Consider the following 24,608-nt stretch of genomic DNA (forward strand, 5'->3'; position numbering starts at 1 on the left):
TAACAGGGTTAACTCGAATGAAGGGGTTCTCCATGGGGGAGAAGTTCCAGGGCCTGGACGTCCTCGGCGAGGAGTACTTCGCCGACCCGCACGCCTACCACGCGCGGCTGCGCGAGGAACGGGCCGCGACCGAGGTGGTGCTGCCCCGCGGCACCAGGGCGTGGTTGGTCACCCGGTACGACGAGGCGCGGGCCGCGCTCGCCGACCCGCGCTTCAGCAAGCACTACGAGGGCTTCCAGCGGGTGATGGAACTCGCCCAGACGCGCCCGGAGGACACGGGGGCGTTCGAGGAGTCGCTGACCCGGCACATGCTGAACATGGACCCGCCGGACCACACGCGGCTGCGCAAGCTCGTCACCAAGGCGTTCACCGCCCGGCGCGTCGAGCAGCTGCGGCCGCGCGTGCAGGAGATCACCGACCGGCTGCTCGACGACGCGGCCGGGGCCGTCGGGCCGGTCGACCTGGTGGACGCGCTGGCGTTCCCGCTGCCCATCACCGTGATCTGCGAGATGCTCGACGTGCCGATGGAGGAGCGCGACGACTTCCGCGCCTGGTCCAACGTGCTGGTCGGCGGCAGCGCGGAGGTCTCGGAGATCGAGGCGGCGGGCAAGGCGATGGCCACCTACCTGTTCGGGCTGGTGGAGCACAAGCGCGCCAACCCGGGCGACGACTTCTTCTCGGCGCTGGTGCACGCCGACGAGGACGGCGACCGGCTCGACCAGGGCGAGCTGATCGCCATGGCGTTCCTGCTGCTGGTCGCCGGCCACGAGACGACGGTCAACCTGATCGCCAACGGCGTCTACCACCTGCTGCGGCACCCGGACCAGCTCGCGAAGCTGCGCGCCGACCGGTCGCTGCTGCCGGGCGCGGTGGAGGAGTTCCTGCGCTACGAGAGCCCGGTCAACCAGGCCACGTTCCGCTACGCCCTGGAGGACGTCGAGCTGGGCGACGTGGTGATCCCCAAGGACGCCCTGGTGCTGGTGTCGCTGCTGTCCGGCAACCGGGACAGCTCGAAGTTCCCCGACGCCGACCGGTTCGACATCACCCGGCCCACGGGCGGGCACCTGGCGTTCGGGCACGGGATCCACTTCTGCCTGGGCGCGCCGCTGGCCCGGCTGGAGGGCGAGATCGCGGTCGGGGCGCTGCTGGACCGCTTCGACGTGGAGCCAGCGGACGACCTGGACGGGCTGCCGTGGCGACCGGGGACGCTGATCCGCGGGCTCGTGTCGCTGCCGGTTAACCTCAGCCCCCGTGGAGCGCGATGAGCTGCTGAAGCTGGACCGGGAACACGTCTGGCACCCGTACGGGCCGATGCCGGGCGCCCTGGAGCCGTTGGTGGTGTCCTCGGCCTCGGGCGTCCGGCTGCGGCTCGACGACGGGCGCGAGCTGGTCGACGGCATGTCGTCGTGGTGGGCCGCGATCCACGGGTACCGGCACCCGGTGCTCGACGCGGCGGTGCGCGACCAGCTCGGCCGGATGAGCCACGTGATGTTCGGCGGCCTCACGCACGAACCCGCGGTGGCGCTGTGCGCGCGGCTGGTCGAGATCACGCCCGAGCCGCTGCGGCACGTGTTCCTGTGCGACTCCGGCTCGGTGTCGGTCGAGGTCGCGGTCAAGATGGCGCTCCAGTACCAGCGCTCGCGGGGCCGGCCGGAGAAGCGGCGGCTGCTGACGTGGCGCGGCGGCTACCACGGCGACACCTTCCAGCCCATGTCCGTGTGCGACCCCGAGGGCGGGATGCACGCGCTGTGGCGCGGCGTGCTGCCGGACCAGGTGTTCGCGTCGGCCCCGCCGGCGGAGCTGGAGACCTCCTACGTGCAGGAGCTGGCCGACCTGGTCGAGCGGCACGCGGACGAGCTGGCCGCGGTCATCGTGGAGCCCGTGGTGCAGGGCGCCGGGGGCATGCGGTTCCACGACCCCCGGTACCTGCACGTGCTGCGCGAGCTGACGCTGGCGCACGACGTGCTGCTGATCTTCGACGAGATCGCCACCGGGTTCGGCCGCACCGGGGAGCTGTTCGCCGCCGACCACGCCGGGGTCAGCCCGGACGTGATGTGCGTCGGCAAGGCGCTGACCGGCGGCTACCTGTCGATGGCGGCCACGCTGTGCACGGAGCGGGTGGCCGACGGGATCTCGCGGGGCGAGGTGCCGGTGCTGGCGCACGGGCCCACGTTCATGGGCAACCCGCTGGCCTCGGCGGTGGCGCTGGCGTCGGTCGACCTGCTGCTGGGGCAGGACTGGCGGGCGGAGGTCGCGCGGGTCTCGGCCGGGCTGCGCGGCGGGCTGGCGCCCGCGGCCGGCGCGCCGGGGGTGCGGGACGTGCGGGTGCTGGGCGCGATCGGGGTGGTGCAGCTCGACCACCCCGTCGACATGGCCGCCGCCACGGCCGCGGCGGTGGAGCGCGGCGTGTGGCTGCGGCCCTTCCGGGACCTGATCTACACGATGCCGCCGTTCGTCAGCACCGACGAGGACGTGGCGGCGATCGGCGCGGCCGTGGTCGCGGCCGCCGCCGCGTCACGTGCGCAGCAGGGTTGAGCCCCAGACGAGCAGCAGGGTCGCGTAGGCCACGCAGATCCAGCCGATCTGCGCCTCGGTCGGCTCCTCCTCGTGGCCGAACAGCTTGTTGACCACGAGCCACCAGAGCAGGAAGGCCACGAGGACGGCGACGGGGATGAGGAACAGGCCGTACGCGCCCGCGAACACGCCCGCCCAGTAGTCGGTCGGCAGCACGACCTCGTCGGCGAGGCCGACGGGCGCGCACATCAGGGCGACCACCGCCCACGACCAGGCGATGACCTTGAGGCGCTTGACGGTGGCGGGGCGGGCGGTCTTCTCGTTGATCGCCAGGACGCCCCAGGCCATGAACGCGCCGCCGACGAACAGCCAGCCCGTGACCGTCGAGACGACCGGCACGCGGCCGACCAGCTCGCCGATGGCGGGGATCAGCTCGCCCCAGAGGAAGAAGTGGCCGACGACGACCGCCGCGACGCCGCCGAGGACGATGCCCGTCTGGGCCAGGCCCGACTGGCGGTTGAACCAGTTCTTCTGCGCCGCGGCGGCCTGGGCCGCGGCGTTCGCCCGGCGCTCGCGCTTCGCGTCGCCCACCTCAGGCCCCCGGCGCGATCGCGTCGGTCAGCTCGGCGTCGGTCGGCTCGACCAGGACCCGGCCGTCCGGCAGGACGACGACCGGGATGTTCTTCCGGCCGCCGGCGATCTCGACGGCCCGGTCCCGGGCGTCGTCGTCGTGCTCGACGTCCACCTCGGTGAACGGGACTTCGTGCTCCCGCAGCCATGCCTTAGCCCGGCGGCAGTCGCCGCACCAGTTCGCGCCGTAGAGGACGATCTCACCCATGCCGGTGACTGTAGAACGCGGTCGCCGGCAACGCTCCGTGCAGTCCTAGGCTGAACGGTCGTGAGCGTCCTCGTCATCACGGGCACAGGCACCGAAGTCGGTAAAACTGTGGTGGTCGCCGCCGTGGCCGCGCTGGCCGCGGCCGACGGCCGGCGCGTGGCCGTGCTCAAGCCCGCCCAGACGGGCATCCCCGACGGCGCGCCCGGCGACCTCGCCGAGGTGGTCCGGCTCGCGGGCCCGGTGACGACGCGCGAGCTGCGCCGGTACCCCGAGCCGCTGGCCCCCGCCACGGCCGCGCGCCGGGCCGGGATGCCGACCGTGCGCCCGCAGGACGTGGCCGCGGCGGCGGTGGAGCTGGCCTCGTCCCACGACCTGGTGCTGGTCGAGGGCGCCGGCGGCCTGCTGGTGCGGTTCGACGACGCCGGCACGACGATCGCCGACGCGGCCTGGGCGCTGAACGCGCCGGTGCTGGTGGTGGCGCACGCCGGGCTGGGCACGCTGAACACGACCGCGCTGACGGCCGAGGCGCTGCTGCGGCGCGGGCTGGAGTCCGTGGGCGTGGTGGTCGGGCGGTGGCCCGGCGAACCCGACCTGGCGTGCCGCACCAACCTGGTGGACCTGCCCGAGGCGGCCGGCGCGCCGCTGCTCGGCGCGCTGCCGGACGGGGCCGGGCTGCTGGGGCGCGACGAGTTCCTGGCGGTCGCCCGGGAAGGGCTGTCGCCCTGGTTCGGCGGCACCTTCGACCCGGAGAAGTTCGCAGCTCCGCACCCGTGTTGAGACTTCGCCCCGGAGTGACGCACATCGCTGGGCCGTCCGGTCCCCATGCGGCACACTGACCGGCGGACCACCGCCGTCGTTCGTCTGAGGAGATGACGTGACCGCAGCCCCTGAGCAGGTCGATGTGCTGAGCACCGCGCGCGAGCAGGTGCTGGAGCGTGGCGTCGGCCTGTCCGAGGAGCAGGTGCTCCAGGTCCTCCGCCTGCCCGACGAGCGGATCCCCGAGCTGCTGGAGCTGGCGCACGAGGTGCGCGTGCGCTGGTGCGGCCCGGAGGTCGAGGTCGAGGGCATCGTGTCGCTCAAGACCGGCGGCTGCCCCGAGGACTGCCACTTCTGCTCCCAGTCCGGCCAGTTCCCCTCGCCGGTCCGGTCGGCGTGGCTGGACATCCCGGGGCTCGTGCGCGCGGCCCGGCAGACCGCGGAGACCGGCGCGACGGAGTTCTGCATCGTGGCTGCGGTGCGCGGCCCGGACAAGCGGCTGCTGTCGCAGGTGCGCGACGGCATCAAGGCCATCCGCGAGGACGGCAACGACATCCAGATCGCGTGCTCGCTGGGGATGCTCACCCAGGAGCAGGTGGACGAGCTGGTGGAGATGGGCGTCCACCGCTACAACCACAACCTGGAGACCGCGCGGTCGCACTTCCCGTCCGTGGTGACCACCCACTCCTGGGAGGAGCGGTGGGACACGCTGCGGATGGTGGGCGAGGCCGGCATGGAGGTCTGCTGCGGCGGGATCATCGGCATGGGCGAGACGCTGGAGCAGCGGGCCGAGTTCGCGGCCCAGCTCGCGTCGCTCGACCCGGACGAGGTGCCGCTGAACTTCCTGATCCCGAACCCCGGCACGCCGTACGAGAACTACCCGGTGGTCGAGGGCCCCGAAGCGCTGCGCACGGTCGGCGCGTTCCGCCTGGCGCTGCCGCGCACGATCCTGCGGTTCGCGGGCGGCCGGGAGCTGACCTTCGGCGACCTGGGCGCGAAGCAGGGGATGCTGGGCGGGATCAACGCCATCATCGTCGGCAACTACCTGACCAACCTGGGCCGGCCCGCCCAGGCCGACCTGGACATGCTGAGCGAGCTGTCCATGCCGATCAAGGAATTGAGCAAGACGCTGTGACCTACTGCGGCTACTGCGGCAAGCCGGCGGGCGAGGGCGACCACGGGGCCTGCGCGTCGCGCCTGGGCGTCATCGACCCGCCGCGGTTCTGCGCGGAGTGCGCCCGGCGCATGGTGGTGCAGGTGACGCCCACCGGCTGGACCGCCTCGTGCAGCCGCCACGGCGAAACCGCCTCCACCCCTTCTTGACCCACCGCGCACCTCGCAGTGCCCAACCGGACGACACGCAACACCGGACCGGACGACACGCGCACCCCCGCGCGTGTCCTCCACTCCGGCACCGCGAGTCCTCCACTCCGGCACCGCGAGTCGTACGTTCGGGACGCGCGAGTCGTACGTCCAGGACCGGCGAGTCGTACGTTCCGGTCGCGCGTGTCATGCGTTCCGGGCCCGCGAGTCATGCGTTCGGCACCCGCGTGTCATGCGTTCGGAGCCTGTGCGTTGTGCGTTCGGGGTGGTTCGGGGCGCGCGGTAACCTGCCTGCGTCGGATCGTGGCGGGAGGTTTGCGGGTGGCTGAGGAACCGGTGGGCGAGCGGGCTGTGCCGGTCCGGGTGCCGCCCACGCCCGCGTACGAGTACTACTACGTGGTGCAGCGGCCCCGGGTCGTGGTGAAGCGCGACCTGCTGCCCGGCTTCTCCGTGCTCTCCGCGATCTCCCTGGTCGGCCTGCCCGTGGGGTGGCTGTGGGCCCTGCTGGCGCCGCCGCAGAACGTGGTGGTCCAGGCGGACGCCTCGCTGATCCCGGTGACCGGCGAGAGCTACCACCGGCTCGACGGGCTGATGCTGTTCGTGCTGATGGGGCTCGGCGCCGGGCTGCTGACCGGGATCGCCGTGTGGATGCTGCGGGAGCGGCGCGGACCCGTCGTGATGGTGGCGGCGACCCTGGGTTCGGTGGTCGCCGCCTACCTGGCCCAGCGGACCGGCCTCGGCACGGCGGGCAGCCGGTACGCCCTGGAGTCCGCGCCCGCGGTGGGTGACCTGATCGCCCTGGCCCCGGTGCTGGAGACGTGGTGGGGCTTGCTGGCGTGGCCCTTGGGCACGGCCCTGGCGTACGGCTGCCTGGCCGCGTGGAACGGGTTGGACGACCTGGGTCGCCGGCTCGGCTAGAGCACGTACGCCGTGTCGGGCACGTCGGTGACGAACATGTACCCCGGCGCGTGCGTGATGGCGAACGGCGGTTTCGACGCCATCACCGCCGCCTGCGGCGTCACGCCGCACGCCCAGAACACCGGCACGTCACCGGGGTGGGGCTCGGCGGCGTCGCCGAAGTCCGGTGCGGCCAGGTCGCGGATGCCCAGGGCGGCCGGGTCGCCGACGTGGACCGGCGCGCCGTGGACGGCGGGCATCCGGGCGGTGACCGCGGTCGCGGTGTCGACCAGCTCCTCGGGGACGTAGCGCATCGACACGACCACGGGCCCGTGCAGGCGGCCCGCCGGGCGGCACTGGACGTCGGTGACGTACATGGGGACGTTGCGGCCCTGCTCCACGTGGCGGAGCGGGACGTTCGCCTGCTTCAGGGCGGTCTCGAAGCTGAAGCTGCACCCGATGAGGAACGCGACCAGGTCCTCGCGCCAGTGCGCGGTGGCGTCGGTCGGCTCGGCGACGAGTTCGCCGTGCTCCCAGACGCGGTAGCGCGGGATGTCGCGCCGGAGGTCGGCGCCCGCCGCGAGGGTCGTCGTCGTGCCGCCCTCGTCGGTGACGTCCAGCACCGGGCACGGCTTGGGGTTGCGCTGGGCGAACAGCAGCACGTCGTAGGCCCAGTCGCGGGGGACGGCGATCAGGTTCGCCTGCGCGAAGCCGTCGGCGAGGCCCGTGGTCGGGCCGGTGTGCGTCGCGCGGAGGTCGGCGGGGGTGCTCGTCATCGGAGTTCGACGCCTTTCGTCTCGGGGAGGCCCAGCAGGGCCAGGACGGCGATGCCGTAGGCCACCGCGCCGAAGACCATGCCGCCGCCGACGCCCATGCCGGCGGCGAGGAAGCCCACGGAGGTGGGGAAGAGCGCTCCCACGGCACGGCCGAAGTTGTAGGTGAAGCCCTGGCCGGTGCCGCGCAGGTCGGTCGGGTACAGCTCGGCGAGGAACGAGCCGAAGCCGCTGAAGATGGCCGACGTGGTGAAGCCCAGCGGGAACGTGACCAGCAGCAGGACGCCGTTGGCGCCCTCGGGGATCTGGGTGAACAGCACGATCAGCACGGCGCTGAGCGCGGCGAAGAGGGTGAAGGTGCGCTTGCGGCCCAGCCGGTCGGTCAGGTAGCCGCCGGTGACGTAGCCGGCGAACGCGCCGCTGATCAGCAGCGCCAGGTAGCCGCCGGTGTTGACCACGCTGAGGCCGCGCTCGGTCTTGAGGAACGTCGGCACCCAGCTCGCCAGGGTGTAGTAGCCGCCCTGGACGCCGGTGGCGAGGAGCGCGGCGAACAGGGTGGTGCGCCCGAGCGGGCCCCGGAAGATGGCCCGGAAGCTGCCCTTGCGGCTGCTGGACGCGCGCTTCTCGGTGACGGCCGGCGCGTCCTCGACGTGGCGGCGGACGTAGAAGATGAGCACGGCCGGGATCGCGCCGGTCCAGAACAGCACCCGCCAGGCCGCGTCCGGCGGCAGGAAGCTGAACACCGCCGTGTAGACGACGACGCTCAGGCCCCACCCGACCGCCCACGAGCTCTGGATGAACGCGACCGTGCGCCCCCGGTACTGCGGCTTGCAGTACTCGGCGACGAGGATCGCGCCCGCCGCCCACTCGCCGCCGAAGCCGAGGCCCTGGAGGGCGCGGAAGACCATCAGCATCTCGTAGCTAGTGGCGAAGCCGCAGGCCACGGTGAACACGGCGTAGGTGACGACGGTGATCATCAGGGTGCGGACCCGGCCGATGCGGTCGGCCAGGACGCCCGCGATGGCGCCGCCCAGCGCGGAGACGACCAGGGTGACGGTGTTGAGCAGGCCCGCCTGGGCCTGGCTGATGCCGAAGTAGGCGGTGATGGCGAACAGGCTCAGGGGCAGGACCTGGAAGTCGTAGGCGTCGAGGCCGTAGCCGCCGAACGCGCCCGCGAACGCGCGCTTCCCCTTGCTGCCCAGGGTGTGGAACCAGGCTAACGGGCTGGTGGTGTGCGTGGCCCGGGTGCTCATGGTGGTCACCTCGCGACGGTCGGTGGTGTCGTGGGACACACGGTAGGGGATTGTTGAACAATCGAATAGGGGGCCGGGAGGATTGTTCAACAACCGAGCGGCGAAGTCACCCGAGTGGGGTACGGGGCGCGAGGGCGGGTGGAGGCCGGCGAGCGAGAGCGGGGAGGGCGGAAGTCAGCCCTCGTGCCGGCCGTAGTCCGGGTGGAAGAGGCGCATCAGGCGGGACGTCTCGGCGTGGTCGAGCTGGCCGGACGTGGGCGCCGCGCCCAGGAACGTGTAGGTGATCTTGGAGCCCAGGGCGGGGAAGAAGATCCGGGACGCCGTGCCGACCTCGCCCATGCCGATGACGATCAGGTCGTCGCCCTCCAGCAGCACGGTGGCCAGGCGCTTGAGGTCGTCCCGCGAGCGGGCCATCGTGGAGATCTTGACGACGTCCGCGCCCGCCGCCCTGGCGTCCCGCACCGTGGTCCGCAGGTCGTCGAGGGACGGGGTCCGGTCGAAGTCGTGGAAGGAGACCACCGCCAGCACGTCGTGCTCGCGGGCGGTGGCGACGACCTCGTCCAGGATCGCGCGCGACGACAGCTCGACGTCCACCGCGTCGACGTGGGGCGTGACGGCGCGGAAGAGGTCCAGGCGCTCTTCCTCGGTGCCCCGCCAGAAGCCGCCCTCGGCCCGCGACCGGGCGGTGGCCAGGGTGGGCAGGCCCTTGAACGCCTCGACCTGGCGCAGGACGTGCGCGGTCCCGGTGTCCGCGAAGCGGTCCACGCGGATCTCGGCCACGTCCACCCGCGCGGCCCTGGCCTCCTCGGCGGCGCGCTCGACGTCCTGGTCGTCGAAGCTGACCGCGACGAGGGGGACGCCGGTGTCGATCAGCGCCCGCAAGGTGTTCATCCGCGTCCCCAACCTGGTTCCGAGTGCGGGCTGGGAGCTTACCGGCTCAGTTGCGGTGCGGGAGGTGCCCCAGCTCGGACAGCGGCGCGGGCACGGCGTGCAGGGCGGAGACGATGCCCGCCTCGCGGTGCAGGACCTTGCGGACCAGGCGCAGCCTGCGGGCCGCGGACGTCTCCTCCAGCAGCGCCAGGCGGTCCTCGAGGGTGAGCAGGCACTCGCCCGCCAGGGCGTAGGCCAGGTCCTCGACGGCGGTGTCCGCGGTGGGCTGGCGCAGGGCGGTGCTCGTGGCCTCGCGGTAGCGGCCGTGGGCGGCCCGCGCGCTCTCGGCGAGCAGCGGCAGCAGCGGTTCGACCTCGGGCGGGTGCGGCGAGTCCGGCAGCCACTCGACCGAGCCGACCAGGTACGGCGCGCTGTCCTCGTCCACCTCGAGCAGCCGGAACCGCCTGCCGCCCCTGGTGGTCAGGTCGAACCGGCCGTCGGGCAGCCGCTCGGCCTCCTGGAGCACGGCGGTGCAGCCCACCGGGTGCAGCGCCTCCGCGTTCCCCTCGCCGACCTCCCACCCCTGCCTGATCGACACCACCCCGAAGGTGCGCTCCGGCACCGCGCCGCTCACCAGGTCGACGGTGAGCTGCCGGTACCTCGGCTCGAACACGTGCAGCGGCAGGGACGCCCCGGGCAGCAGCACGGTGCCCAGCGGGAACAGGGGGAGCGTCGTGGTCACGGTCCCAAGCTACGGGTGGAAGGTGGCCGCAGCACGGCGAACGGGTCGGTCACCCGCATCTCGCCGGACACGAAGCGGAACAGCGCCGCGGGGCGGCCGCCGGCGGGGCCGGGCGGTGCGGTGGCCCCGGTCGGTTCGAGCAGGCCCCGGCGGGACAGCACGCGCTGCAGGTTCGTCGCGGAGACCTTGTAGCCCAGGGCCGCCGAGTACAGCGAGCGCAGCGCGGAGATGGTGAACGCCGGTGGCGCCAGGGCGAAGCCGAGATTGGTGTAGGAGAGCTTGGCGGCCAGGCGGTTGCGGGCGCGGGCGCAGATGGCCTCGTGGTCGAACGCCGTGGGCGGCAGGGAGTCGACCGGGTGCCAGCACGTGTCCGAGGGCACCACGGGGTCGATGTCGGAGGGCACCAGGCCGAGGAACGCGGTGGCGATCACGCGCGCGCCCGGCACGCGGGCCGGGTTGCTGAACACGGCGAGCTGCTCCACGTGGGAGAGCTGCCTCACGTCGACCTTCTCCGCCAGTTGGCGGCGGATGGAGGTCTCCACGTCCTCGTCGTCGCCGAGCCCGCCACCCGGCAGCGACCACCGGTGAGCGTGCGGCTCCTTTCCGCGCTGCCACAGCATGACCTGGAGTGACCCGGCTCTCACCTGGAGCACTGCGGCCAACACCTCATGTCCCGCGAGACCCACCCGGTGATACTATCGACCCTGTTTTCGACCGATAGGCGAAAACTGGCTCAAGGAGGAAGCATGGTCGCTACCGCCTACGTGGAGCGAGCCTCGGACGGCGCCTACGACGGGGTCGCGCCGGACGCCGACTGGCGGGACGAGGTGCTGGAGCTGGCGCGCAAGCGGGACGCGGTCATCCTCGCGCACAACTACCAGCTGCCCGAGATCCAGGACATCGCGCACCACACCGGTGACTCGCTGGCGCTCAGCCGCATCGCGGCCGCGAGCGACGCGTCCACCATCGTGTTCTGCGGCGTGCACTTCATGGCGGAGACCGCCAAGATCCTGGCCCCGCACAAGACGGTGCTGATCCCGGACGAGCGCGCGGGCTGCTCGCTGGCCGACTCGATCACGGGCGAGCAGTTGCGCGCCTGGAAGGCCGAGCACCCGGGCGCCGTGGTGGTCTCCTACGTGAACACCACCGCGGAGGTGAAGGCGGAGACCGACATCTGCTGCACCTCGTCGAACGCGGTGGACGTGGTGGCGTCCATCCCCGCCGACCGGGAGGTGCTGTTCCTGCCGGACCAGTTCCTCGGCGCGCACGTCAAGCGCGAGACCGGGCGGGACAACCTGCACATCTGGGCGGGCGAGTGCCACGTGCACGCCGGCATCAACGGCCCCGAGCTGGCGGAGCGGGCGGCGGCGAACCCCGACGCGGACCTGTTCATCCACCCCGAGTGCGGCTGCGCGACCTCCGCCCTGTACCTCGCGGGCGAGGGCACGGTGCCCGCGGACAAGGTGAAGATCCTCTCGACCGGCGACATGATCACCGCCGCCCGGCGCACGAGCGCCAAGTCGGTGCTCGTGGCGACCGAGGTCGGGATGCTGCACCAGCTCCGCCGCGCCGCGCCGGAGATCGACTTCCGCGCGGTGAACGACCGGGCGTCGTGCCGGTACATGAAGATGATCACGCCCGCGGCCCTGCTGCGCTCGCTGCGGGAGAACCGGGACGAGGTGCACGTGGACCCCGAGACGGCCAGGCGCGCCAAGGGCGCGGTCCAGCGCATGATCGAGATCGGGCAGCCCGGCGGCGGGGAATGACCGACGTCCTGTGGGAGGCCCGCGCCGACCTGGTCGTGGTCGGCACCGGCGTGGCAGGTCTGACGGCGGCGCTGCGCGCGCGTGAGCTGGGGTTGCGGGTCCTGGTGGTCACCAAGGCGTCCGGCGAGGACGGCAACACCCGGTGGGCGCAGGGCGGCGTGGCGGTGGTGCTGCCCGGCGAGCACGACGAGGGCGACTCGGTGGACGCGCACGTGCGCGACACCCTCGTCGCGGGCGCGGGCCTGTGCGACGAGGACGCCGTGCGGGCGATCATCGCGGGCGGTCCGGCGGCGGTGACCAGGCTGCGCGAGCGGGGCGCGGTGTTCGACGCCGCGCCCGGCGGCGGGCTGGCCCGCACGCGGGAGGGCGGGCACTCGGCGTTCCGCGTGGTGCACGCGGGCGGCGACGCCACGGGCGCCGAGGTCGAGCGCGCCCTGCTGGCCGCGGCCTCCGACGGGCGGGTGCCCGTGCTGGAGGACCACGTCGCGGTGGACGCGGTGCGCACGCCGCTGGGCCAGGTGTGCGGGCTGCTGGTGCTGGACGGCAACGGCGCGCCCGGCGTGCTGACCGCGCCCGCGGTGCTGCTGGCCAGCGGCGGCCTCGGCCAGCTCTACCAGGCGACCTCCAACCCGGAGGTGGCGACCGGCGACGGGCTGGCGCTGGCGCTGCGGGCCGGGGCGGTGGCGGCGGACGTGGAGTTCGTGCAGTTCCACCCGACCGTGCTCTACACCGGGCGCGGCGCGCGCGGCCGGTGCCCGCTGGTGACCGAGGCGGTGCGCGGCGAGGGCGCGGTGCTGGTCGACGCGACCGGCGCGCGGGTCATGCGCGGCGTGCACCCGCTGGAGGACCTGGCGCCCCGCGACGTCGTCGCGGCGGCGATCACCCGGCACCTGGCGGCCGGCGCGGGCGGCGTGGACGACCACGTGTTCCTCGACGCCACCGGGGTGCCGGGCTTCGCGGAGCGGTTCCCGACCGTGCACGCGGCCTGCGCGGCGGCCGGCGTCGACCCGGCGCGCGAGCCGATCCCGGTGGCGCCGGCGGCGCACTTCGCGTGCGGCGGCGTGGTGTCCGATGTGGACGGACGGACCGGCGTGACCGGGCTGTACGCGGCGGGCGAGGTGGCGCGGACCGGGCTGCACGGCGCGAACCGGCTGGCCTCCAACAGCCTGCTGGAGGGCCTGGTCGTCGGCACGCGGGCGGCCGAGGCGGTCGCGGCGGACCTGGCGATGGGCCTGCTGGCGCGCTGCTCGGGCGTCGCGGAGCTGCCGGTCGCGCCGGTGGCGGACCGGGACTCGCTCCAGCGGGTCATGTCCCGGTACGCGGCGATCGGCCGCGACGCCGAGGGCCTGGCCGTGGTCGGCTCGGTGCTCGACCTGTCCGCGACGGACCGCGTGCTGACCACGCGGGAACTGGTGGAGGACGCGGCGCTGACCGTGGCCGCGCGGGCGCTGATCGCGGCGGCGGCCGAGCGCGAGGAGTCGCGCGGCTGCCACGTGCGCACCGACTTCCCGGCGCGGGACGACGTGCGGGGCCGGCGCAGCCAGGTGGTCCGGCTCAACCCCTCGGGTCAGCCCGTGCTGGCGGACCCGGTCGTGGCGGTGGGAGTGGCATGAATCTGGATTTGGACGACGTGCGCCGGGTGATCGCCACGGCGCTGGCGGAGGACCTGCGGTACGGGCCCGACGCCACGACCGAGGCCACCGTCCCCGCGGACGCGGTCGCGGTGGCGGAGCTGACGCCCCGCGCGGCGGGCGTGCTCGCGGGCATCCCGGTGGCGCTGGAGGTGTTCCGGCAGGTCACCGAGGTGGAGGTGCTCGAACAGCGGGCCGACGGCGACAAGGCCGTGCCCGGCGAGCCCGCGCTGGTGCTGCGCGGCCCGACGCGCGGCCTGCTCACCGCCGAGCGCACCGCGCTGAACCTGGTGTGCCACCTGTCCGGGGTCGCCACGCTGACCGCCGCGTGGGTGGAGGCGGTCGCGGGCACCGGGGCCGCGATCCGGGACTCCCGCAAGACGCTGCCCGGCCTGCGGCTGCTGGAGAAGTACGCGGTGCGCTGCGGCGGCGGCGTCAACCACCGGCTCGGCCTCGGCGACGCGGTGCTGATCAAGGACAACCACGTGCGGGCGGCCGGGTCGGTGCGGGCGGCGATGGCGGCCGTGCGCGCCCACGCGCCGGACCTGGCGTGCGAGGTCGAGGTCGACTCGCTGGAGCAGCTGGACGAGGCCGTGGCCGAGGGCGCGGAGCTGGTCCTGCTGGACAACTTCACGCCGGCCGACTGCGCCGAGGCCGTGCGGCGCGCGGGCGGCGTGCGCCTGGAGGCGTCCGGCGGCCTGACCCTGGACGTGGCCCGCGCCTACGCCGAGACCGGCGTGGACTACCTCGCCGTCGGCGGGCTGACGCACTCGGCGCCGGCCCTGGACCTGGGGCTGGACCTGCGCTGACGGACCGCGCCCGCACCCCCGCGCGAGGTGCGGGCGCACCCGGGTCAGGCGTGGCCCGGGTCGTCGCGCAGCTCGTCGCGGCCCAGGTTGCCCCGCCGGTCGTCGCGCTCCACGTCGACCTGCTCCTTGCGGACCTGGTCGCGCACGTGCTCCTGGTCGGCCTTGGTCTCCTTCTCCAGCCGGACCCGCTCCACGGGCTTGGCCGTCTTCTCCACCACCGGCTCCTGCCGGCGCAGCGTGACCTCGGCCTCCTCCTCGGCGAACGCGTGCCCGCCGGCCTCGCCGCCCCGGACGGGCTCGCGCACCACCCGGACCTCCTCGTGCTCCACCGGCACGGTCACGTCCCGCTGCTCGGTCACGGTGTGCTTGACCAGCCGCACCCGACCGGCCTCGACGTCGCGCGTGCCGACCTGCACGTCCTCCTCGTACCGGGTGACCGCGTCGTCGGACGGGCCCGACCGGCGGCCGGCCCTCCCGATCGCGTCCCGGTCCCGCGCCTGGCCCTGGCCCTGGCCCTGGACCGACTCGGTCCCGGAGGTCCTGGGGGTACCGGAGGTCCTGGGAGCCCCGGACCGGACCTGCCCGCCGGGCAGCCGGTCGTGCTCGCCGCTGCGGCGCCCCGGGATCAGGTCGTAGTACGCGTACAGCTCGTCCTGCTGCTCCTGGGACATGTGCTGGTCGGACACGTCGATGCGGGGCGCGTCCTTCACCTTCTGCTTGTCCACGTGCACCGTGATGGTGCCCGAGCCCATGGTCGCGTCCTGGATCGGGACGAACGTCTCCTTGAGCCCGAACAGACCGGTGTGCACGGATGCCCAGACGGGCCGACCGTCGCGGTCGTCGAGCCAGACCTGCTTCACCGCGCCGATCCGCTCTCCGTGCTCGTCGATGACCTCGCACTCGTACAGTTGGTCGACTTCGGCCTGATTGATCATGGCCGGGTTCCCTTCGCTGTGTTGTACGTGCGAACCAAGGGCTTCCCGGGCTGGTCGTGCGGCTATTCGGGTGCCACCCGTACGTGTGACCGTCCTTCCCGCGAAAGAATTTCAGAGCCGGCGGTTGGCCAGCACGGGCAGCGCGCGGCGCGCCCGCTCGACGCTCTCCGGGTCCAGGTCGACCACGAGCACCCCCGGCTCGGCGGCCAGCTGCTCCACCACCGCGCCCAGCGGCGAGGCCACCGTGCTGAACCCGATGCCGGTCGGCGCGCCGCCGTCGTCGGCGCCCCCGGAACCGGCCGGCGGCTCGGCCTGGCCGCACGCCAGCACCCACGACGTGCAGTCCAGCGCGCGGGCGCGCACCAGCAGCTCCCACTGCTCCCGCTTGCCCGGTCCGGCGCCCCACGACGCGCACACCAGCACGGCCGTCGCGCCCCGGTCGGCCAGGGCCCGGAACAGCTCGGGGAACCGCACGTCGTAGCAGGTGGCCAGGCCGAACACGAGGCCGTCCACCGCGAAGACCACCGGCTGCGCGCCGGGCGCGACCGTGCGCGACTCGGCGAAGCCGAACGCGTCGAACAGGTGGATCTTGTCGTACCCCACGTGGTGGCCGCCGCCGGTGACCAGCAGCGTGTTGGCGACCCGGCCGTCCGCCGCCGGGGTGAACATGCCCGCCACGACGACCACGCCGTGCTCGTCGGCGATCCCGCGCACCGCGCCGGCCCACGGCCCGTCCAGCGGCTCGGCCACCGGGCCGAGGGGCACGCCGAAGCGGCACATGGTGGCCTCGGGGAACACCACCACCCGCGCGCCCCGCTCGACGGCTCGCGCGGTCCCGGCGCGCACCAGGTCGAGGTTGGCCGCCGGGTCGGCGGAGGAGTTGATCTGGCACAGGGCGACGCGCATGGCGTCCACTCTAGGTAGTGTCGGGTTCCGTGCGCCCCCTCCTGCCCACGCTCGTCGCCGCCGTCGTCCTCGCCACCGCGGGGTGCACCGGCGACACCACACCGAGCGCCGAGGGCACCCCGGACGGCAGCGCGCTCGTGCTGGCCGACGCGGTCGAGCCGACCACGCTGAACCCGCTGCTCGGCTACGGCCGCGAGGGCGTGTCCAAGATCTACGACGGCCTCGTCGAGCACCGCGCGGACGGCTCCGTGCGGCCCCAGCTCGCCGCCGAGCCGCCGGCGCCCGCCGCGGACGGCCTGAGCTGGACCGTCGAGCTGCGGCAGGGCGTGGCGTTCACCGACGGCACGACGTTCGGCCCCGAGGACGTGGTGGCCACCTACCGGGCGCTGCTGGACCCGGCGTACGGCTCGACCGAGCGCGCCGCCTACGACGGGCTCACGGGCGTGGAGCAGCTCGACGCGGACACCGTCCGGTTCACCCTCTCGCGGCCCCGGGCGGCGTTCCCGCACCTGCTCGTGCTCGGCATCCTGCCCAGCGAGGCCTTCGGCGTCCCGCCGGCGGACGCCCCGCCGGTCGGCACCGGCCCCTACAAGCTGGTCGAGTGGCGCAAGGGCGACCGGATGGTGCTGGAGGCCAACACCGCCCACTTCGACGGCGAGCCGAAGATCCGCAAGCTGACCGTGGTGTTCGTGCCGGACGACAACACCCGCGCCCAGCGGATGCAGGCCGGCGAGTTCGACGGCACCGAGCTGCCGCCCCGCCTGGCCGCGGCCTTCGGCAACGCCAACGGGATGCGCGTCATCACCCACCGCAGCGCCGACCTGCGCGCGGTGACCCTGCCCGCGGGCCCGGTGACCGGCGACGGCGCGATCCGGATGGCGCTCAACCACGCGGTCAACCGCAAGGGCCTGGTGGACAACCTGCTCGGCGGCAAGGGCGCGCCGGAGAGCACGCCCGTGCCCGCCGCGCTGCCGGAGTTCGTGGAGACGTCGGCCGAGTTCGCCCACGACCGGGCGCGGGCGGAGCTGCTGCTCGACCAGGCGGGCTGGGTGCGCGGCGCGGACGGCGTGCGCGCGCGGGACGGCGTGCCCGCCCGGTTCACGCTCATGTACCCGATCGGCGACGTGGTCCGCGCCGACCTGGCCACCGGGTTCGCCGCGGACGCCAAGGCGGTCGGCGTGGACGTCCAGCTCGCCGGCCTGGGCTGGGACGCCATCCCGGCCCGGCTCGGCGCGGACGCCCTGCTGCACGGCGGCGGCAGCCCGTTCGACCCCGACCTCGCCGTCCACCAGCGGCTGCACACCGGCAACCCGTGGGGCTACGCGAACCCGCAGGTGGACGCGGCCCTGGACGCCGGGCGGTCGCTGCTGGACCCGGCGCAGCGGGCGGCGGCGTACAAGCAGCTCCAGCGCGCGTACGTGGCCGCGCCGGGCATGGTCGTCCTGGCCTCCGTGCAGCACACGTACGTGGTGCGGGAGAACTGGAACGGCTACCAGGAGGTCGTGGACCCCTACACGCGCGGGGCGCTGTCGTGGGGTCCGTGGTGGAACCTGGAGAAGTGGACGCCCCGCTGACCCGTCCTCGCCGACCCGTCCTCGCCGACCCATCCTCACCGACTCACCCGGGGGACTTCGCGTGACCGCTTTCCTCGATTCGGCCGGTTCCTCGCTGCCACCGCCGGAGGTGCTGGACGAGGTCGTCGGGCACCTGCGGAGGGAGGCGGAGGTCGGCGGGTACGTCGCCGCGCGGGAGCGGGCCGACGACCTGGCCGCGGGCTACGGCGTGCTCGCCGAGCTGCTGGGCGCCGAACCGGACGAGATCGCCTTCACCGACAGCGCCACCAGGTCCTGGCTGGCCGCGTTCGACGCGGTGCCGCTCGGCCCCGGCGACCGGGTGCTGATCAGCGAGGCCGAGTACGCGGGCACCGCGATCCCGATCCTGCACCGCGCCCGCGAGGCCGGGTACGAGGTCGACGCGGTGCCGTCCGACGCGTCCGGCCAGCTCGACCTCGGGGCGCTGGAGGAGGCGCTGGACGAGCGGGTCAAGCTGGTGTCGCTGACGCACGTGCCCACCAACAGCGGCCTGGTCAACCCGGTGCGCGAGGTCGTCGAGGCGGCGCACCGCGTGGGCGCGCTGGTGCTGCTGGACGCGTGCCAGTCGATCGGGCAGCTGCCCGTGCGGGCTGACGAGCTGGGCGTGGACCTGATCTCCGGCACCGGCCGCAAGTGGCTGCGCGGACCCCGGGGCACCGGCGTGCTGGTGGTGCGCCGCGCGGCGGCCGACCGCCTCCGGCCGCGGCTGGTGGACCTGCACAGCGCCGAGTGGGTGGGTCCGCGCGAGGTGCGGCTGCGCGAGGACGCGCGCGTCTACGAGATCTGGGAGTCGAACGTCGCCGACCGGCTGGGCCTCGTCGCCGCGGCCCGGTACGCGCTGGCCCGCGGCCTGGACGTGATCGAGCGCGAGGTCGCCGACCGCGCCCGGCGGCTGCGGGAGGGCCTGGCCGGGCTGCCCGGCGTGACGGTGCGCGACGTGGGCGAGCGGCGGTCGGGCATCGTCACCTTCACCGTGGCCGGGATCGCGCCGCTGGAGGTGCGGGACCGGCTGCTGGCGGCGGGCGTGGTGGTCAGCACCAGCGGCGCGTCGTCCACGCTGCTGGACATGAGCAGGCGCGGGCTGGACGAGGTGGTGCGGGCGTCGCCGCACTACTTCGTCGAGCCGGCCGAGCTGGACCGGGCCCTCGACGTGATCGGCTCGCTGCGCCCGTGAGCACGGCGCGGGCCCGGCGGAACACCGCCGGGCCCGCCACCGCCCTCAGGCCCCCGCGGCCGTCAGCAGGTGCGCCCGGTGATGCGCGGGACGCAGTCGGTGTAGTCCAGCAGGAGCTGGACCGCGGTGTCGTTGCGCGAGGTCTGCGCCGCGATGAGCGTGTCGCGCGGGTAGAAGCCGCTGGTGCCGCTCGCCGACCTGGGGTACATCTCGAACGTGTAGCTCCAGATCTTGTGCGCGGCCCACATCCAGTCGTCCACCGAGCCGTCGGTGATGTAGAGGTCGCTGGCCTGCTGCGGCGTGTAGCCGTTCAGCGCGGCCAGCCGCCGGCCCATGGTCTGGAACACGTTGGCCTGGGTGGCGTCCAGGCCGGCGGCGGTGTCGTTGTAGGTGTAGCCGTACGGCCACAGCACCAGCTCGGAGAACGTGTGGAAGTCGATGTGCGACTTGATCTGCTGCACACCGCCGACCACGCGGCTGTTGGTGAAGTCGCGGACGCGGGCGACCTCCGGCGCGGAGAACGCCGCGGTGCCGCGGTAGGTGTCGCTGGACCCGCTGCCGCTGGAGCCGCCGCAGCAGCCCCACTGGTGGCCCCAGTTGCGGTTCGGGTCGGTGCCGGTGGCCGTCGAGTTCGGCTGCCGGTTCTTGCGCCACGCCCGGAACGAGCCGGTCGCGATGTCGTACTCCGCGCCGTCCGGGTTGACGCTGGGGATGACCCAGATCTCCCGGTTGTCGACGGTGTTCTTGATCGTCGAGTTGGACGCGTAGTTGTCCGTGTACCGCTTGACGATGTGCAGGCACATCTCCACGGTCAGGTGCTCGCGGGCGTGCTGGTTGCAGGTGAACAGCGCCTCGGGCTCGTTCTCGTCGACCGAGGGGTTGTCGCTGATCTTGATCGCCCACAGGTCGCGGTTCTGGTACGACTTGCCGATGCTGCGCAGCGAGACCAGGTTCGGGTGGTCGGCCACGGTCTGGTTCAGCTCGGCGGTCATCTCCGCGAAGTTGTGGTAGCCGGTGTAGCCGGACGGGAAGTCCCGCGCGCCGACCTCGCCGGTCGGGTCGGTGAAGTCTGCCTCGCCCAGGCCGGCGAGCTGGGCGTCCGCGTCGCCGAGGCTGGTCAGGGGCAGCCCGGTGGCGCGCAGCAGCAGGTGCTGGCGGGGTTCGGCGATCACGGTGAGCTTGTCGCCGGCCTGGCCGAGCACGTCGACCCCGGTCCGGGCGACCCTGGTGCGGGCCTCCGGCGTGGTCGCGGTGACCTCGAAGACGGTCCGGTCCGGCGCCTTGGCGGTCGTCGGCTGCGCGGACCCGGTGTGCAGGGGGAGCACCAGGGTCGCGCTCGCCAGCAGCGCTGCGGCGACGAGGCCGCGTCGCTTGGTGAACATGGATCCTCCATCATGGGCAGGGTTGCGACGGAGACGTGCCCACGCAGCGTTGCCCTTCGGTCACGCATCGAGGTAGCCCCCGTTGGTCGGGTTCACCGCATCGGTCCCGGGGTGACAGTTGACGGAATTCGCGACGCCTTACCCTTGGGGCATGCTCAACCGCATCGACCTGCGAGGTCGGGTCCCGTCAGCAGCCGAACTGCGCGCCGCGCTGCCGCGCGCCGAGGTCGACGTGGACGCGGTGCTGCATCACGTGCGGCCGATCGTGGACGACGTGCGGGAACGCGGTGTCGAGGCCGTGCTGGACCACACCGAGCGGTTCGACCGGGTGCGCCCCGCCGCCGTCCGCGTGCCGGCGGCCGAGCTGGAGCGCGCGCTCGCCGAGCTGGACCCGGCCGTGCGCGCCGCCCTCGAGGAGGCCATCGCCCGCACCCGCAAGGTCCACGCCGACCAGCGCCGGGTCGACACGACCACCCAGGTCGTGCCCGGCGGGACGGTGACCGAGCGGTGGGTGCCGGTCGGCCGCGTCGGCCTCTACGCGCCCGGCGGCCTGGCCGTCTACCCGTCGACCGTGGTGATGAACGTGGTGCCGGCGCAGATCGCCGGCGTCGGGTCGCTGGTGGTCTGCTCGCCGCCGCAGGCGGAGTTCGGCGGCCTGCCGCACCCGACGATCCTGGCCGCCGCCGAGCTGCTGGGCGTGACCGAGGTGTGGAGCGCGGGCGGCCCCATGGCCATCGCCCTGCTGGCGCACGGCGGCACGGACACCGACGGCGCGGCGCTGGAGCCCGTCGACGTGGTGACCGGGCCGGGCAACATCTACATGACCGCGGCCAAGCGGCTGCTGCGCGGCCTGATCGGCATCGACTCCGAGGCCGGGCCGACGGAGATCGCGATCCTGGCCGACGAGACCGCCGACCCGGTGCACGTGGCCGCCGACCTGATCAGCCAGGCCGAGCACGACACGCTGGCCGCCAGCGTGCTGGTGACCACCTCGGTGGAGCTGGCCGACGCGGTGGACGCCGAGCTGGAGCGGCAGGTCGAGGAGACCAAGCACCACGAGCGCATCCGCACCGCGCTGCGCGGCAGGCAGTCCGGGACGGTGCTGGTGAGCGGCGTCGACGAGGGCCTGCGGGTGGTCGACGTGTACGCGGCCGAGCACCTGGAGATCCAGACCGCCTCCGCCCGCGAGGTCGCCGCCCGGGTGCGCGCGGCGGGCGCGGTGTTCGTGGGCGCGCACTCGCCGGTGTCGCTCGGCGACTACTGCGCGGGCTCGAACCACGTGCTGCCCACCGCCGGCTGCGCGCGGCACTCGTCCGGGCTGTCGGTGCAGACGTTCCTGCGGGGCATCCACGTCGTGGACTACAGCGAGGAGGCGCTGCGCGAGGTCGCGCCGCACGTCGTCGCGCTGGCCAACGCCGAGGACCTGCCCGCGCACGGCCAGGCGGTCACGGCGAGGTTCCGCGGATGAGGCCCATCGGAGAGCGGGTGGAGCTGGGCGACCTCCCCCTGCGGGAGGACCTGCGCGGCCGGACGCCGTACGGCGCGCCGCAGCTCGACGTGCCCGTGCGGCTGAACACCAACGAGAACCCGTACCCGCCGACGCCCGGCCTGGTCGAGGACGTGGCCAAGGAGGTCGCGGCGGTCGCGGCCGAGCTGCACCGCTACCCGGACCGCGACGCGGTGGCGCTGCGCGAGGACCTGGCGGCGTACCTGTCGTCGGCCACGGGCGTGGGGCTGACCGCGGCCAACCTGTGGGCCGCCAACGGGTCGAACGAGATCCTCCAGCAGGTGCTCCAGGCCTTCGGCGGGCCGGGCCGGGTCGCGCTGGGCTTCGAGCCGTCGTACTCGATGCACCCGATCATCGCGGCGGGCACGCGCACCGAGTGGGCGCCCGCGCCGCGCCGCGAGGACTTCTCGCTGGACGTCGGGCGGGCGGTCGAGGCCGTCGCCGCGCACTCGCCGGACGTGCTGTTCGTGACCAGCCCGAACAACCCGACCGGGCAGAGCCTGCCGCTCGACGACCTGCGCGTGCTGGTCGAGGCCGCGCCGGGCGTGGTCGTGGTGGACGAGGCGTACGCGGAGTTCTCCTCGCGCCCGAGCGCGGTGGAGCTGCTGGCCGAGCACCCGGCGAAGCTGATCGTGAGCCGGACCATGAGCAAGGCGTTCGCCTTCGCGGGCGGCCGGCTGGGCTACCTGGCCGCCGCGCCCGCCGTGGTGGACGCGTTGTTGCTGGTCAGGCTGCCCTACCACCTGTCCGCGCTGACCCAGGCGGCGGCGCGCGCGGCACTGCGGCACGCGCCGGAGACGCTGGGCTCGGTGGCGAAGCTCGCCGCCGAGCGGGACCGGGTGGTGGCCGAGCTGTCCGAGCTGGGCTTCTCGGTCGTGCCGAGCGACGCGAACTTCGTGCTGTTCGGCTGGTTCACCGACACGCGTGCCGCGTGGCGGTCCTACCTGGAGCACGGCGTGCTCATCCGGGACGTGGGCATCACCGGTCACCTGCGGGTGACGGTCGGCACCCCGGACGAGAACGACGCGTTCCTCGCGGCGAGCAAGGAGGTTGGCCGGTGAGCCGGGTCGGCAAGGTGGAGCGGACCACCAGGGAGTCGTCGGTGCACGTCGAGGTGGACCTCGACGGCACCGGTCAGGTCGAGATCGCCACGGGCGTGCCGTTCTACGACCACATGCTGACCGCGCTGGGCGTGCACGGGTCGCTGGACCTGGTGGTCCGGGCGACCGGCGACGTGGAGATCGACGCGCACCACACCGTGGAGGACGTGGCGATCGTGCTCGGGCAGGCGCTGCGCGAGGCGCTGGGCGACAAGAAGGGCATCCGCCGCTTCGGCGACGCCTGGATCCCGATGGACGAGACGCTGGCGCACGCGGCGGTGGACGTGTCGGGCCGGCCGTACTGCGTGCACGTGGGCGAGCCGGAGCAGTTCAACACCTTCACCATCGGCGGCAACTACCCGTTCGTGCTGAACCGGCACGTGTTCGACTCGCTGGCGTTCCACGCGGGCATCGCCCTGCACGTGCGCGTCGAGTACGGCCGCGACCCGCACCACATCGCCGAGGCCCAGTACAAGGCGATCGCCCGCGCGCTGCGCGCGGCCGTGGAGCCGGACCCGCGCGTGGGCGGCGTGCCGTCGACCAAGGGCGTGCTGTAGATGCCGAAGGAGCTGGTCGTCATCGGCCTGCTCGCGCTGGCGGGTTTCCTGGGCGGTGGTGCCTACAGCACCTGGAAGACCGTCCGGGGCCTGTCGGTGGTGCTCATGGTGCTGACCGCGGTGGCGCTGGGCGGGGCGGTGCTCTGGCTGGTGTAGGGCGCCCGCGGAACGCCGGCAGGGCGCCGGCAGGGCGTCACGCGAGGCGTCACGCGGGGTGTTCGCGCAGGTGGGCGGGCGGTACCGCGGAGGTCAGCCACACGCCGTTCGCGCTCACCCGGAACTCGTGGCCGGCGGCGCGCATGGCCGCCGCGTCGACCTCCAGCACCACCGGCCTGCCCCGGCGCGACCCGACCCGCACGGCCGTCTCCACGGTCGCGGACAGGTGCACGTCGTGCCGCCGCATGGGCAGCAGGCCGTCGCGGAGGATGTCGGGCAGCGCCGCGGCGACCGTCCCGTGGTACAGCACCGCGGGCGGCTCCGCCGCGGCCAGCCCCAGGTCCACGGCCACGGTGTGGCCCTGGCTGGCGCGGATGCGCCCGTCGACCACCTCGTAGCGCTTCTTGTCGTTGCGCGCCACGACCTCCAGCACGCGCTCCCGGCTCACGCCGAGCGCCGCCACGAACTCGTCCAGGTCCACCCAGCCCGCCGCGTCGAGCACCAGGCCCACCCGCCCCGGGTCGTGGCGGAGCACCTTGGACATCCGCTTCGACAAGCGGGTCATCTCTTTCTCCTGCACGCCCCCAGTGCAGCACGCGTCGCAAGCGGGTTTCCTACAGGCCGCCCTCGCTGGCGGGCTTGAGCTTGGGCGCGCCGGGCCCGTTCACGGCCTGCTCGTCCTGGAAGTTGTGCAGGTAGCAGCTGCGCAGCGACAGGCAGCCGCACCCGATGCACGACGTCAGCCGGTCGCGCAGCCGCTGGAGCGCGTCGATCCGGGCGTCCAGCTCGGCCTGCCAGGCGGTGGACAGCCTGCTCCAGTCGGTCTTGGTGGGCGTGCGGCCGTCCGGCAGCGTGGCCAGCGCCTGCTGCACGTCCTCCAGCGACAGCCCCACCCGCTGCGCGGTGCGGATGAACGCCAGCCGGCGCAGCACCGACCGGGCGTACCGCCGCTGGTTGCCCGCGGTCCGCTCGGACGCGATCAGCCCCCGTTCCTCGTAGAACCGCAGCGCGGTGTGCGGCACGCCGCTGCGCTCGGCCACCTGGCCGATGGTCAACATGTCCGGCAGCTTGCTCACGTGCCCATCTTATGGGTTGACTTCGACTTAAGTCGAGGTTGTTCGCTGGTG

27 protein-coding genes are annotated in these 24,608 nt (G+C 73.7%); 15 read left to right on the forward strand and 12 right to left on the reverse strand.

Annotation, left to right across the window (positions count from 1 at the left end):
* The first annotated feature begins 32 nt into the window (after window positions 1-32).
* Both ACFV4N_RS05835 and ACFV4N_RS05840 read left to right on the forward strand, forming a co-directional pair.
* Window positions 33-1,265 (forward strand): cytochrome P450 family protein, encoded by a 1,233-nt coding sequence (locus ACFV4N_RS05835; protein ID WP_499671347.1) that lies wholly within the window; start codon window positions 33-35, stop codon window positions 1,263-1,265.
* Window positions 1,252-2,535 (forward strand): adenosylmethionine--8-amino-7-oxononanoate transaminase, encoded by a 1,284-nt coding sequence (locus ACFV4N_RS05840; RefSeq protein ID WP_499671348.1) that lies wholly within the window; start codon window positions 1,252-1,254, stop codon window positions 2,533-2,535. The genes ACFV4N_RS05835 and ACFV4N_RS05840 overlap by 14 nt, the downstream gene beginning before the upstream one ends.
* Here ACFV4N_RS05840 and ACFV4N_RS05845 read toward each other — a convergent pair.
* Window positions 2,515-3,105 (reverse strand): hypothetical protein, encoded by a 591-nt coding sequence (locus tag ACFV4N_RS05845; RefSeq protein ID WP_499671349.1) that lies wholly within the window; start codon window positions 3,103-3,105, stop codon window positions 2,515-2,517. The genes ACFV4N_RS05840 and ACFV4N_RS05845 overlap by 21 nt on opposite strands.
* 1 nt (window position 3,106) lies before the next feature.
* On the reverse strand, window positions 3,107-3,352 hold the full coding sequence (locus tag ACFV4N_RS05850) for a glutaredoxin family protein (RefSeq protein WP_499671350.1): 246 nt from the start codon (window positions 3,350-3,352) through the stop codon (window positions 3,107-3,109).
* Window positions 3,353-3,412: 60 nt separating this feature from the next.
* Between ACFV4N_RS05850 and bioD the strand changes: the two genes are divergently transcribed.
* The 4 genes from bioD (at window position 3,413) to ACFV4N_RS05870 (ending at window position 6,349) form a co-directional block, all read left to right on the forward strand.
* Window positions 3,413-4,129: a dethiobiotin synthase gene (gene bioD, locus ACFV4N_RS05855; RefSeq protein WP_499671351.1), complete on the forward strand. Its 717-nt coding sequence runs from the start codon at window positions 3,413-3,415 to the stop codon at window positions 4,127-4,129.
* A gap of 97 nt (window positions 4,130-4,226) precedes the next feature.
* A complete protein-coding gene (gene bioB / locus ACFV4N_RS05860; RefSeq protein ID WP_499671352.1) occupies window positions 4,227-5,243 on the forward strand; it encodes a biotin synthase BioB in 1,017 nt (338 codons plus the stop codon).
* The gene (bsaP, locus tag ACFV4N_RS05865) at window positions 5,240-5,431 is read left to right on the forward strand and encodes a biotin synthase auxiliary protein BsaP (protein WP_499671353.1); all 192 of its coding nucleotides are present in this window, start codon (window positions 5,240-5,242) and stop codon (window positions 5,429-5,431) included. The genes bioB and bsaP overlap by 4 nt, the downstream gene beginning before the upstream one ends.
* A gap of 321 nt (window positions 5,432-5,752) precedes the next feature.
* Window positions 5,753-6,349 (forward strand): DUF2567 domain-containing protein, encoded by a 597-nt coding sequence (locus tag ACFV4N_RS05870; protein ID WP_499671354.1) that lies wholly within the window; start codon window positions 5,753-5,755, stop codon window positions 6,347-6,349.
* Here the strand turns inward: ACFV4N_RS05870 and ACFV4N_RS05875 are convergent.
* The 5 genes from ACFV4N_RS05875 to ACFV4N_RS05895 all read right to left on the reverse strand — a co-directional run bounded on the left by ACFV4N_RS05875 (window position 6,346) and on the right by ACFV4N_RS05895 (window position 10,652).
* Window positions 6,346-7,104 (reverse strand): putative hydro-lyase, encoded by a 759-nt coding sequence (locus ACFV4N_RS05875; protein ID WP_499671355.1) that lies wholly within the window; start codon window positions 7,102-7,104, stop codon window positions 6,346-6,348. The two genes, ACFV4N_RS05870 and ACFV4N_RS05875, sit on opposite strands and share 4 nt — an antisense overlap.
* Entirely contained in the window at window positions 7,101-8,354 is a 1,254-nt protein-coding gene (locus tag ACFV4N_RS05880; protein ID WP_499671356.1) for an MFS transporter, read from the reverse strand. Before ACFV4N_RS05880 ends, ACFV4N_RS05875 begins: the two co-directional genes overlap by 4 nt.
* Before the next feature lie 174 nt (window positions 8,355-8,528).
* Window positions 8,529-9,245: a type I 3-dehydroquinate dehydratase gene (gene aroD / locus ACFV4N_RS05885; protein WP_499671357.1), complete on the reverse strand. Its 717-nt coding sequence runs from the start codon at window positions 9,243-9,245 to the stop codon at window positions 8,529-8,531.
* Between the two features lie 46 nt (window positions 9,246-9,291).
* Window positions 9,292-9,966, reverse strand: coding sequence for an LON peptidase substrate-binding domain-containing protein (locus tag ACFV4N_RS05890; protein ID WP_499671358.1), 675 nt, complete (start codon window positions 9,964-9,966; stop codon window positions 9,292-9,294).
* Complete coding sequence (locus tag ACFV4N_RS05895) at window positions 9,963-10,652, reverse strand: NUDIX hydrolase (RefSeq protein ID WP_499671359.1); 690 nt, start codon at window positions 10,650-10,652, stop codon at window positions 9,963-9,965. The genes ACFV4N_RS05890 and ACFV4N_RS05895 overlap by 4 nt, the downstream gene beginning before the upstream one ends.
* 60 nt (window positions 10,653-10,712) lie before the next feature.
* On the opposite strand from ACFV4N_RS05895, the gene nadA reads away from it, so the two are divergent.
* Genes nadA through nadC form a run of 3 tightly spaced genes read left to right on the forward strand, consistent with a single transcriptional unit; the run spans window position 10,713 to window position 14,172 of the window.
* On the forward strand, window positions 10,713-11,732 hold the full coding sequence (gene nadA / locus ACFV4N_RS05900; RefSeq protein WP_499671360.1) for a quinolinate synthase NadA: 1,020 nt from the start codon (window positions 10,713-10,715) through the stop codon (window positions 11,730-11,732).
* Window positions 11,729-13,345 (forward strand): L-aspartate oxidase, encoded by a 1,617-nt coding sequence (locus ACFV4N_RS05905; protein ID WP_499671361.1) that lies wholly within the window; start codon window positions 11,729-11,731, stop codon window positions 13,343-13,345. Before nadA ends, ACFV4N_RS05905 begins: the two co-directional genes overlap by 4 nt.
* On the forward strand, window positions 13,342-14,172 hold the full coding sequence (gene nadC, locus ACFV4N_RS05910) for a carboxylating nicotinate-nucleotide diphosphorylase (protein ID WP_499671362.1): 831 nt from the start codon (window positions 13,342-13,344) through the stop codon (window positions 14,170-14,172). The genes ACFV4N_RS05905 and nadC overlap by 4 nt, the downstream gene beginning before the upstream one ends.
* A 44-nt stretch (window positions 14,173-14,216) precedes the next feature.
* Here the strand turns inward: nadC and ACFV4N_RS05915 are convergent, their stop codons facing one another.
* Together ACFV4N_RS05915 and ACFV4N_RS05920 are read right to left on the reverse strand one after the other, a co-directional pair.
* Window positions 14,217-15,107 carry a DUF2382 domain-containing protein gene (locus ACFV4N_RS05915; protein ID WP_499671363.1) on the reverse strand — a complete coding sequence of 297 codons (891 nt, stop codon included), beginning with the start codon at window positions 15,105-15,107 and terminating at the stop codon, window positions 14,217-14,219.
* A gap of 111 nt (window positions 15,108-15,218) precedes the next feature.
* Complete coding sequence (locus ACFV4N_RS05920) at window positions 15,219-16,013, reverse strand: carbon-nitrogen hydrolase family protein (protein ID WP_499671364.1); 795 nt, start codon at window positions 16,011-16,013, stop codon at window positions 15,219-15,221.
* Window positions 16,014-16,042: 29 nt separating this feature from the next.
* On the opposite strand from ACFV4N_RS05920, the gene ACFV4N_RS05925 reads away from it, so the two are divergent.
* Together ACFV4N_RS05925 and ACFV4N_RS05930 are read left to right on the forward strand one after the other, a co-directional pair.
* Window positions 16,043-17,587, forward strand: a complete 1,545-nt coding sequence (locus ACFV4N_RS05925) for an ABC transporter substrate-binding protein (RefSeq protein ID WP_499671365.1) — start codon at window positions 16,043-16,045, stop codon at window positions 17,585-17,587.
* 61 nt (window positions 17,588-17,648) lie between these two features.
* Window positions 17,649-18,779 carry an aminotransferase class V-fold PLP-dependent enzyme gene (locus ACFV4N_RS05930; RefSeq protein WP_499671366.1) on the forward strand — a complete coding sequence of 377 codons (1,131 nt, stop codon included), beginning with the start codon at window positions 17,649-17,651 and terminating at the stop codon, window positions 18,777-18,779.
* Window positions 18,780-18,841: 62 nt separating this feature from the next.
* Here the strand turns inward: ACFV4N_RS05930 and ACFV4N_RS05935 are convergent, their stop codons facing one another.
* Window positions 18,842-20,161 (reverse strand): M14 family metallopeptidase, encoded by a 1,320-nt coding sequence (locus ACFV4N_RS05935; protein ID WP_499671367.1) that lies wholly within the window; start codon window positions 20,159-20,161, stop codon window positions 18,842-18,844.
* 151 nt (window positions 20,162-20,312) lie between these two features.
* On the opposite strand from ACFV4N_RS05935, the gene hisD reads away from it, so the two are divergent.
* From hisD to ACFV4N_RS05955, 4 genes are read left to right on the forward strand one after another with little or no spacing between them, the layout of a single operon-like run.
* Window positions 20,313-21,629: a histidinol dehydrogenase gene (hisD, locus tag ACFV4N_RS05940; protein ID WP_499671368.1), complete on the forward strand. Its 1,317-nt coding sequence runs from the start codon at window positions 20,313-20,315 to the stop codon at window positions 21,627-21,629.
* Window positions 21,626-22,729 carry a histidinol-phosphate transaminase gene (locus ACFV4N_RS05945; protein ID WP_499671369.1) on the forward strand — a complete coding sequence of 368 codons (1,104 nt, stop codon included), beginning with the start codon at window positions 21,626-21,628 and terminating at the stop codon, window positions 22,727-22,729. The genes hisD and ACFV4N_RS05945 overlap by 4 nt, the downstream gene beginning before the upstream one ends.
* Window positions 22,726-23,325: an imidazoleglycerol-phosphate dehydratase HisB gene (gene hisB, locus ACFV4N_RS05950; RefSeq protein WP_499671370.1), complete on the forward strand. Its 600-nt coding sequence runs from the start codon at window positions 22,726-22,728 to the stop codon at window positions 23,323-23,325. Before ACFV4N_RS05945 ends, hisB begins: the two co-directional genes overlap by 4 nt.
* Window positions 23,326-23,481 (forward strand): CG2302 family histidine operon protein, encoded by a 156-nt coding sequence (locus tag ACFV4N_RS05955; protein WP_499671371.1) that lies wholly within the window; start codon window positions 23,326-23,328, stop codon window positions 23,479-23,481. It abuts the gene before it with no gap.
* Window positions 23,482-23,530: 49 nt separating this feature from the next.
* Here the strand turns inward: ACFV4N_RS05955 and ACFV4N_RS05960 are convergent, their stop codons facing one another.
* Together ACFV4N_RS05960 and soxR are read right to left on the reverse strand one after the other, a co-directional pair.
* Window positions 23,531-24,046 (reverse strand): RNA 2'-phosphotransferase, encoded by a 516-nt coding sequence (locus tag ACFV4N_RS05960; RefSeq protein ID WP_499671372.1) that lies wholly within the window; start codon window positions 24,044-24,046, stop codon window positions 23,531-23,533.
* A 49-nt stretch (window positions 24,047-24,095) separates the two neighbouring features.
* Entirely contained in the window at window positions 24,096-24,557 is a 462-nt protein-coding gene (gene soxR, locus ACFV4N_RS05965; protein WP_499671373.1) for a redox-sensitive transcriptional activator SoxR, read from the reverse strand.
* Between the last annotated feature and the right edge of the window lie 51 nt (window positions 24,558-24,608).

The sequence above is a fragment of the Actinosynnema sp. NPDC059797 genome, from assembly GCF_042732085.1.
In the GTDB taxonomy this organism is placed as follows: domain Bacteria; phylum Actinomycetota; class Actinomycetes; order Mycobacteriales; family Pseudonocardiaceae; genus Actinosynnema.

What these genes read in the sequence shown, in the direction of transcription:
- ACFV4N_RS05960 (WP_499671372.1), bottom strand. Translation starts at nt 24,046, where the DNA reads ATGACCCGCTTGTCGAAGCGGATGTCCAAGGTGCTCCGCCACGACCCG.
- ACFV4N_RS05915 (WP_499671363.1), bottom strand. Translation starts at nt 15,107, where the DNA reads ATGATCAATCAGGCCGAAGTCGACCAACTGTACGAGTGCGAGGTCATC.
- ACFV4N_RS05955 (WP_499671371.1), top strand. Translation starts at nt 23,326, where the DNA reads ATGCCGAAGGAGCTGGTCGTCATCGGCCTGCTCGCGCTGGCGGGTTTC.
- ACFV4N_RS05835 (WP_499671347.1), top strand. Translation starts at nt 33, where the DNA reads ATGGGGGAGAAGTTCCAGGGCCTGGACGTCCTCGGCGAGGAGTACTTC.
- ACFV4N_RS05880 (WP_499671356.1), bottom strand. Translation starts at nt 8,354, where the DNA reads ATGAGCACCCGGGCCACGCACACCACCAGCCCGTTAGCCTGGTTCCAC.
- aroD (WP_499671357.1), bottom strand. Translation starts at nt 9,245, where the DNA reads ATGAACACCTTGCGGGCGCTGATCGACACCGGCGTCCCCCTCGTCGCG.
- hisD (WP_499671368.1), top strand. Translation starts at nt 20,313, where the DNA reads ATGCTCAACCGCATCGACCTGCGAGGTCGGGTCCCGTCAGCAGCCGAA.
- nadC (WP_499671362.1), top strand. Translation starts at nt 13,342, where the DNA reads ATGAATCTGGATTTGGACGACGTGCGCCGGGTGATCGCCACGGCGCTG.
- nadA (WP_499671360.1), top strand. Translation starts at nt 10,713, where the DNA reads ATGGTCGCTACCGCCTACGTGGAGCGAGCCTCGGACGGCGCCTACGAC.
- ACFV4N_RS05935 (WP_499671367.1), bottom strand. Translation starts at nt 20,161, where the DNA reads ATGTTCACCAAGCGACGCGGCCTCGTCGCCGCAGCGCTGCTGGCGAGC.
- ACFV4N_RS05945 (WP_499671369.1), top strand. Translation starts at nt 21,626, where the DNA reads ATGAGGCCCATCGGAGAGCGGGTGGAGCTGGGCGACCTCCCCCTGCGG.
- ACFV4N_RS05875 (WP_499671355.1), bottom strand. Translation starts at nt 7,104, where the DNA reads ATGACGAGCACCCCCGCCGACCTCCGCGCGACGCACACCGGCCCGACC.
- ACFV4N_RS05920 (WP_499671364.1), bottom strand. Translation starts at nt 16,013, where the DNA reads ATGCGCGTCGCCCTGTGCCAGATCAACTCCTCCGCCGACCCGGCGGCC.
- ACFV4N_RS05905 (WP_499671361.1), top strand. Translation starts at nt 11,729, where the DNA reads ATGACCGACGTCCTGTGGGAGGCCCGCGCCGACCTGGTCGTGGTCGGC.
- ACFV4N_RS05850 (WP_499671350.1), bottom strand. Translation starts at nt 3,352, where the DNA reads ATGGGTGAGATCGTCCTCTACGGCGCGAACTGGTGCGGCGACTGCCGC.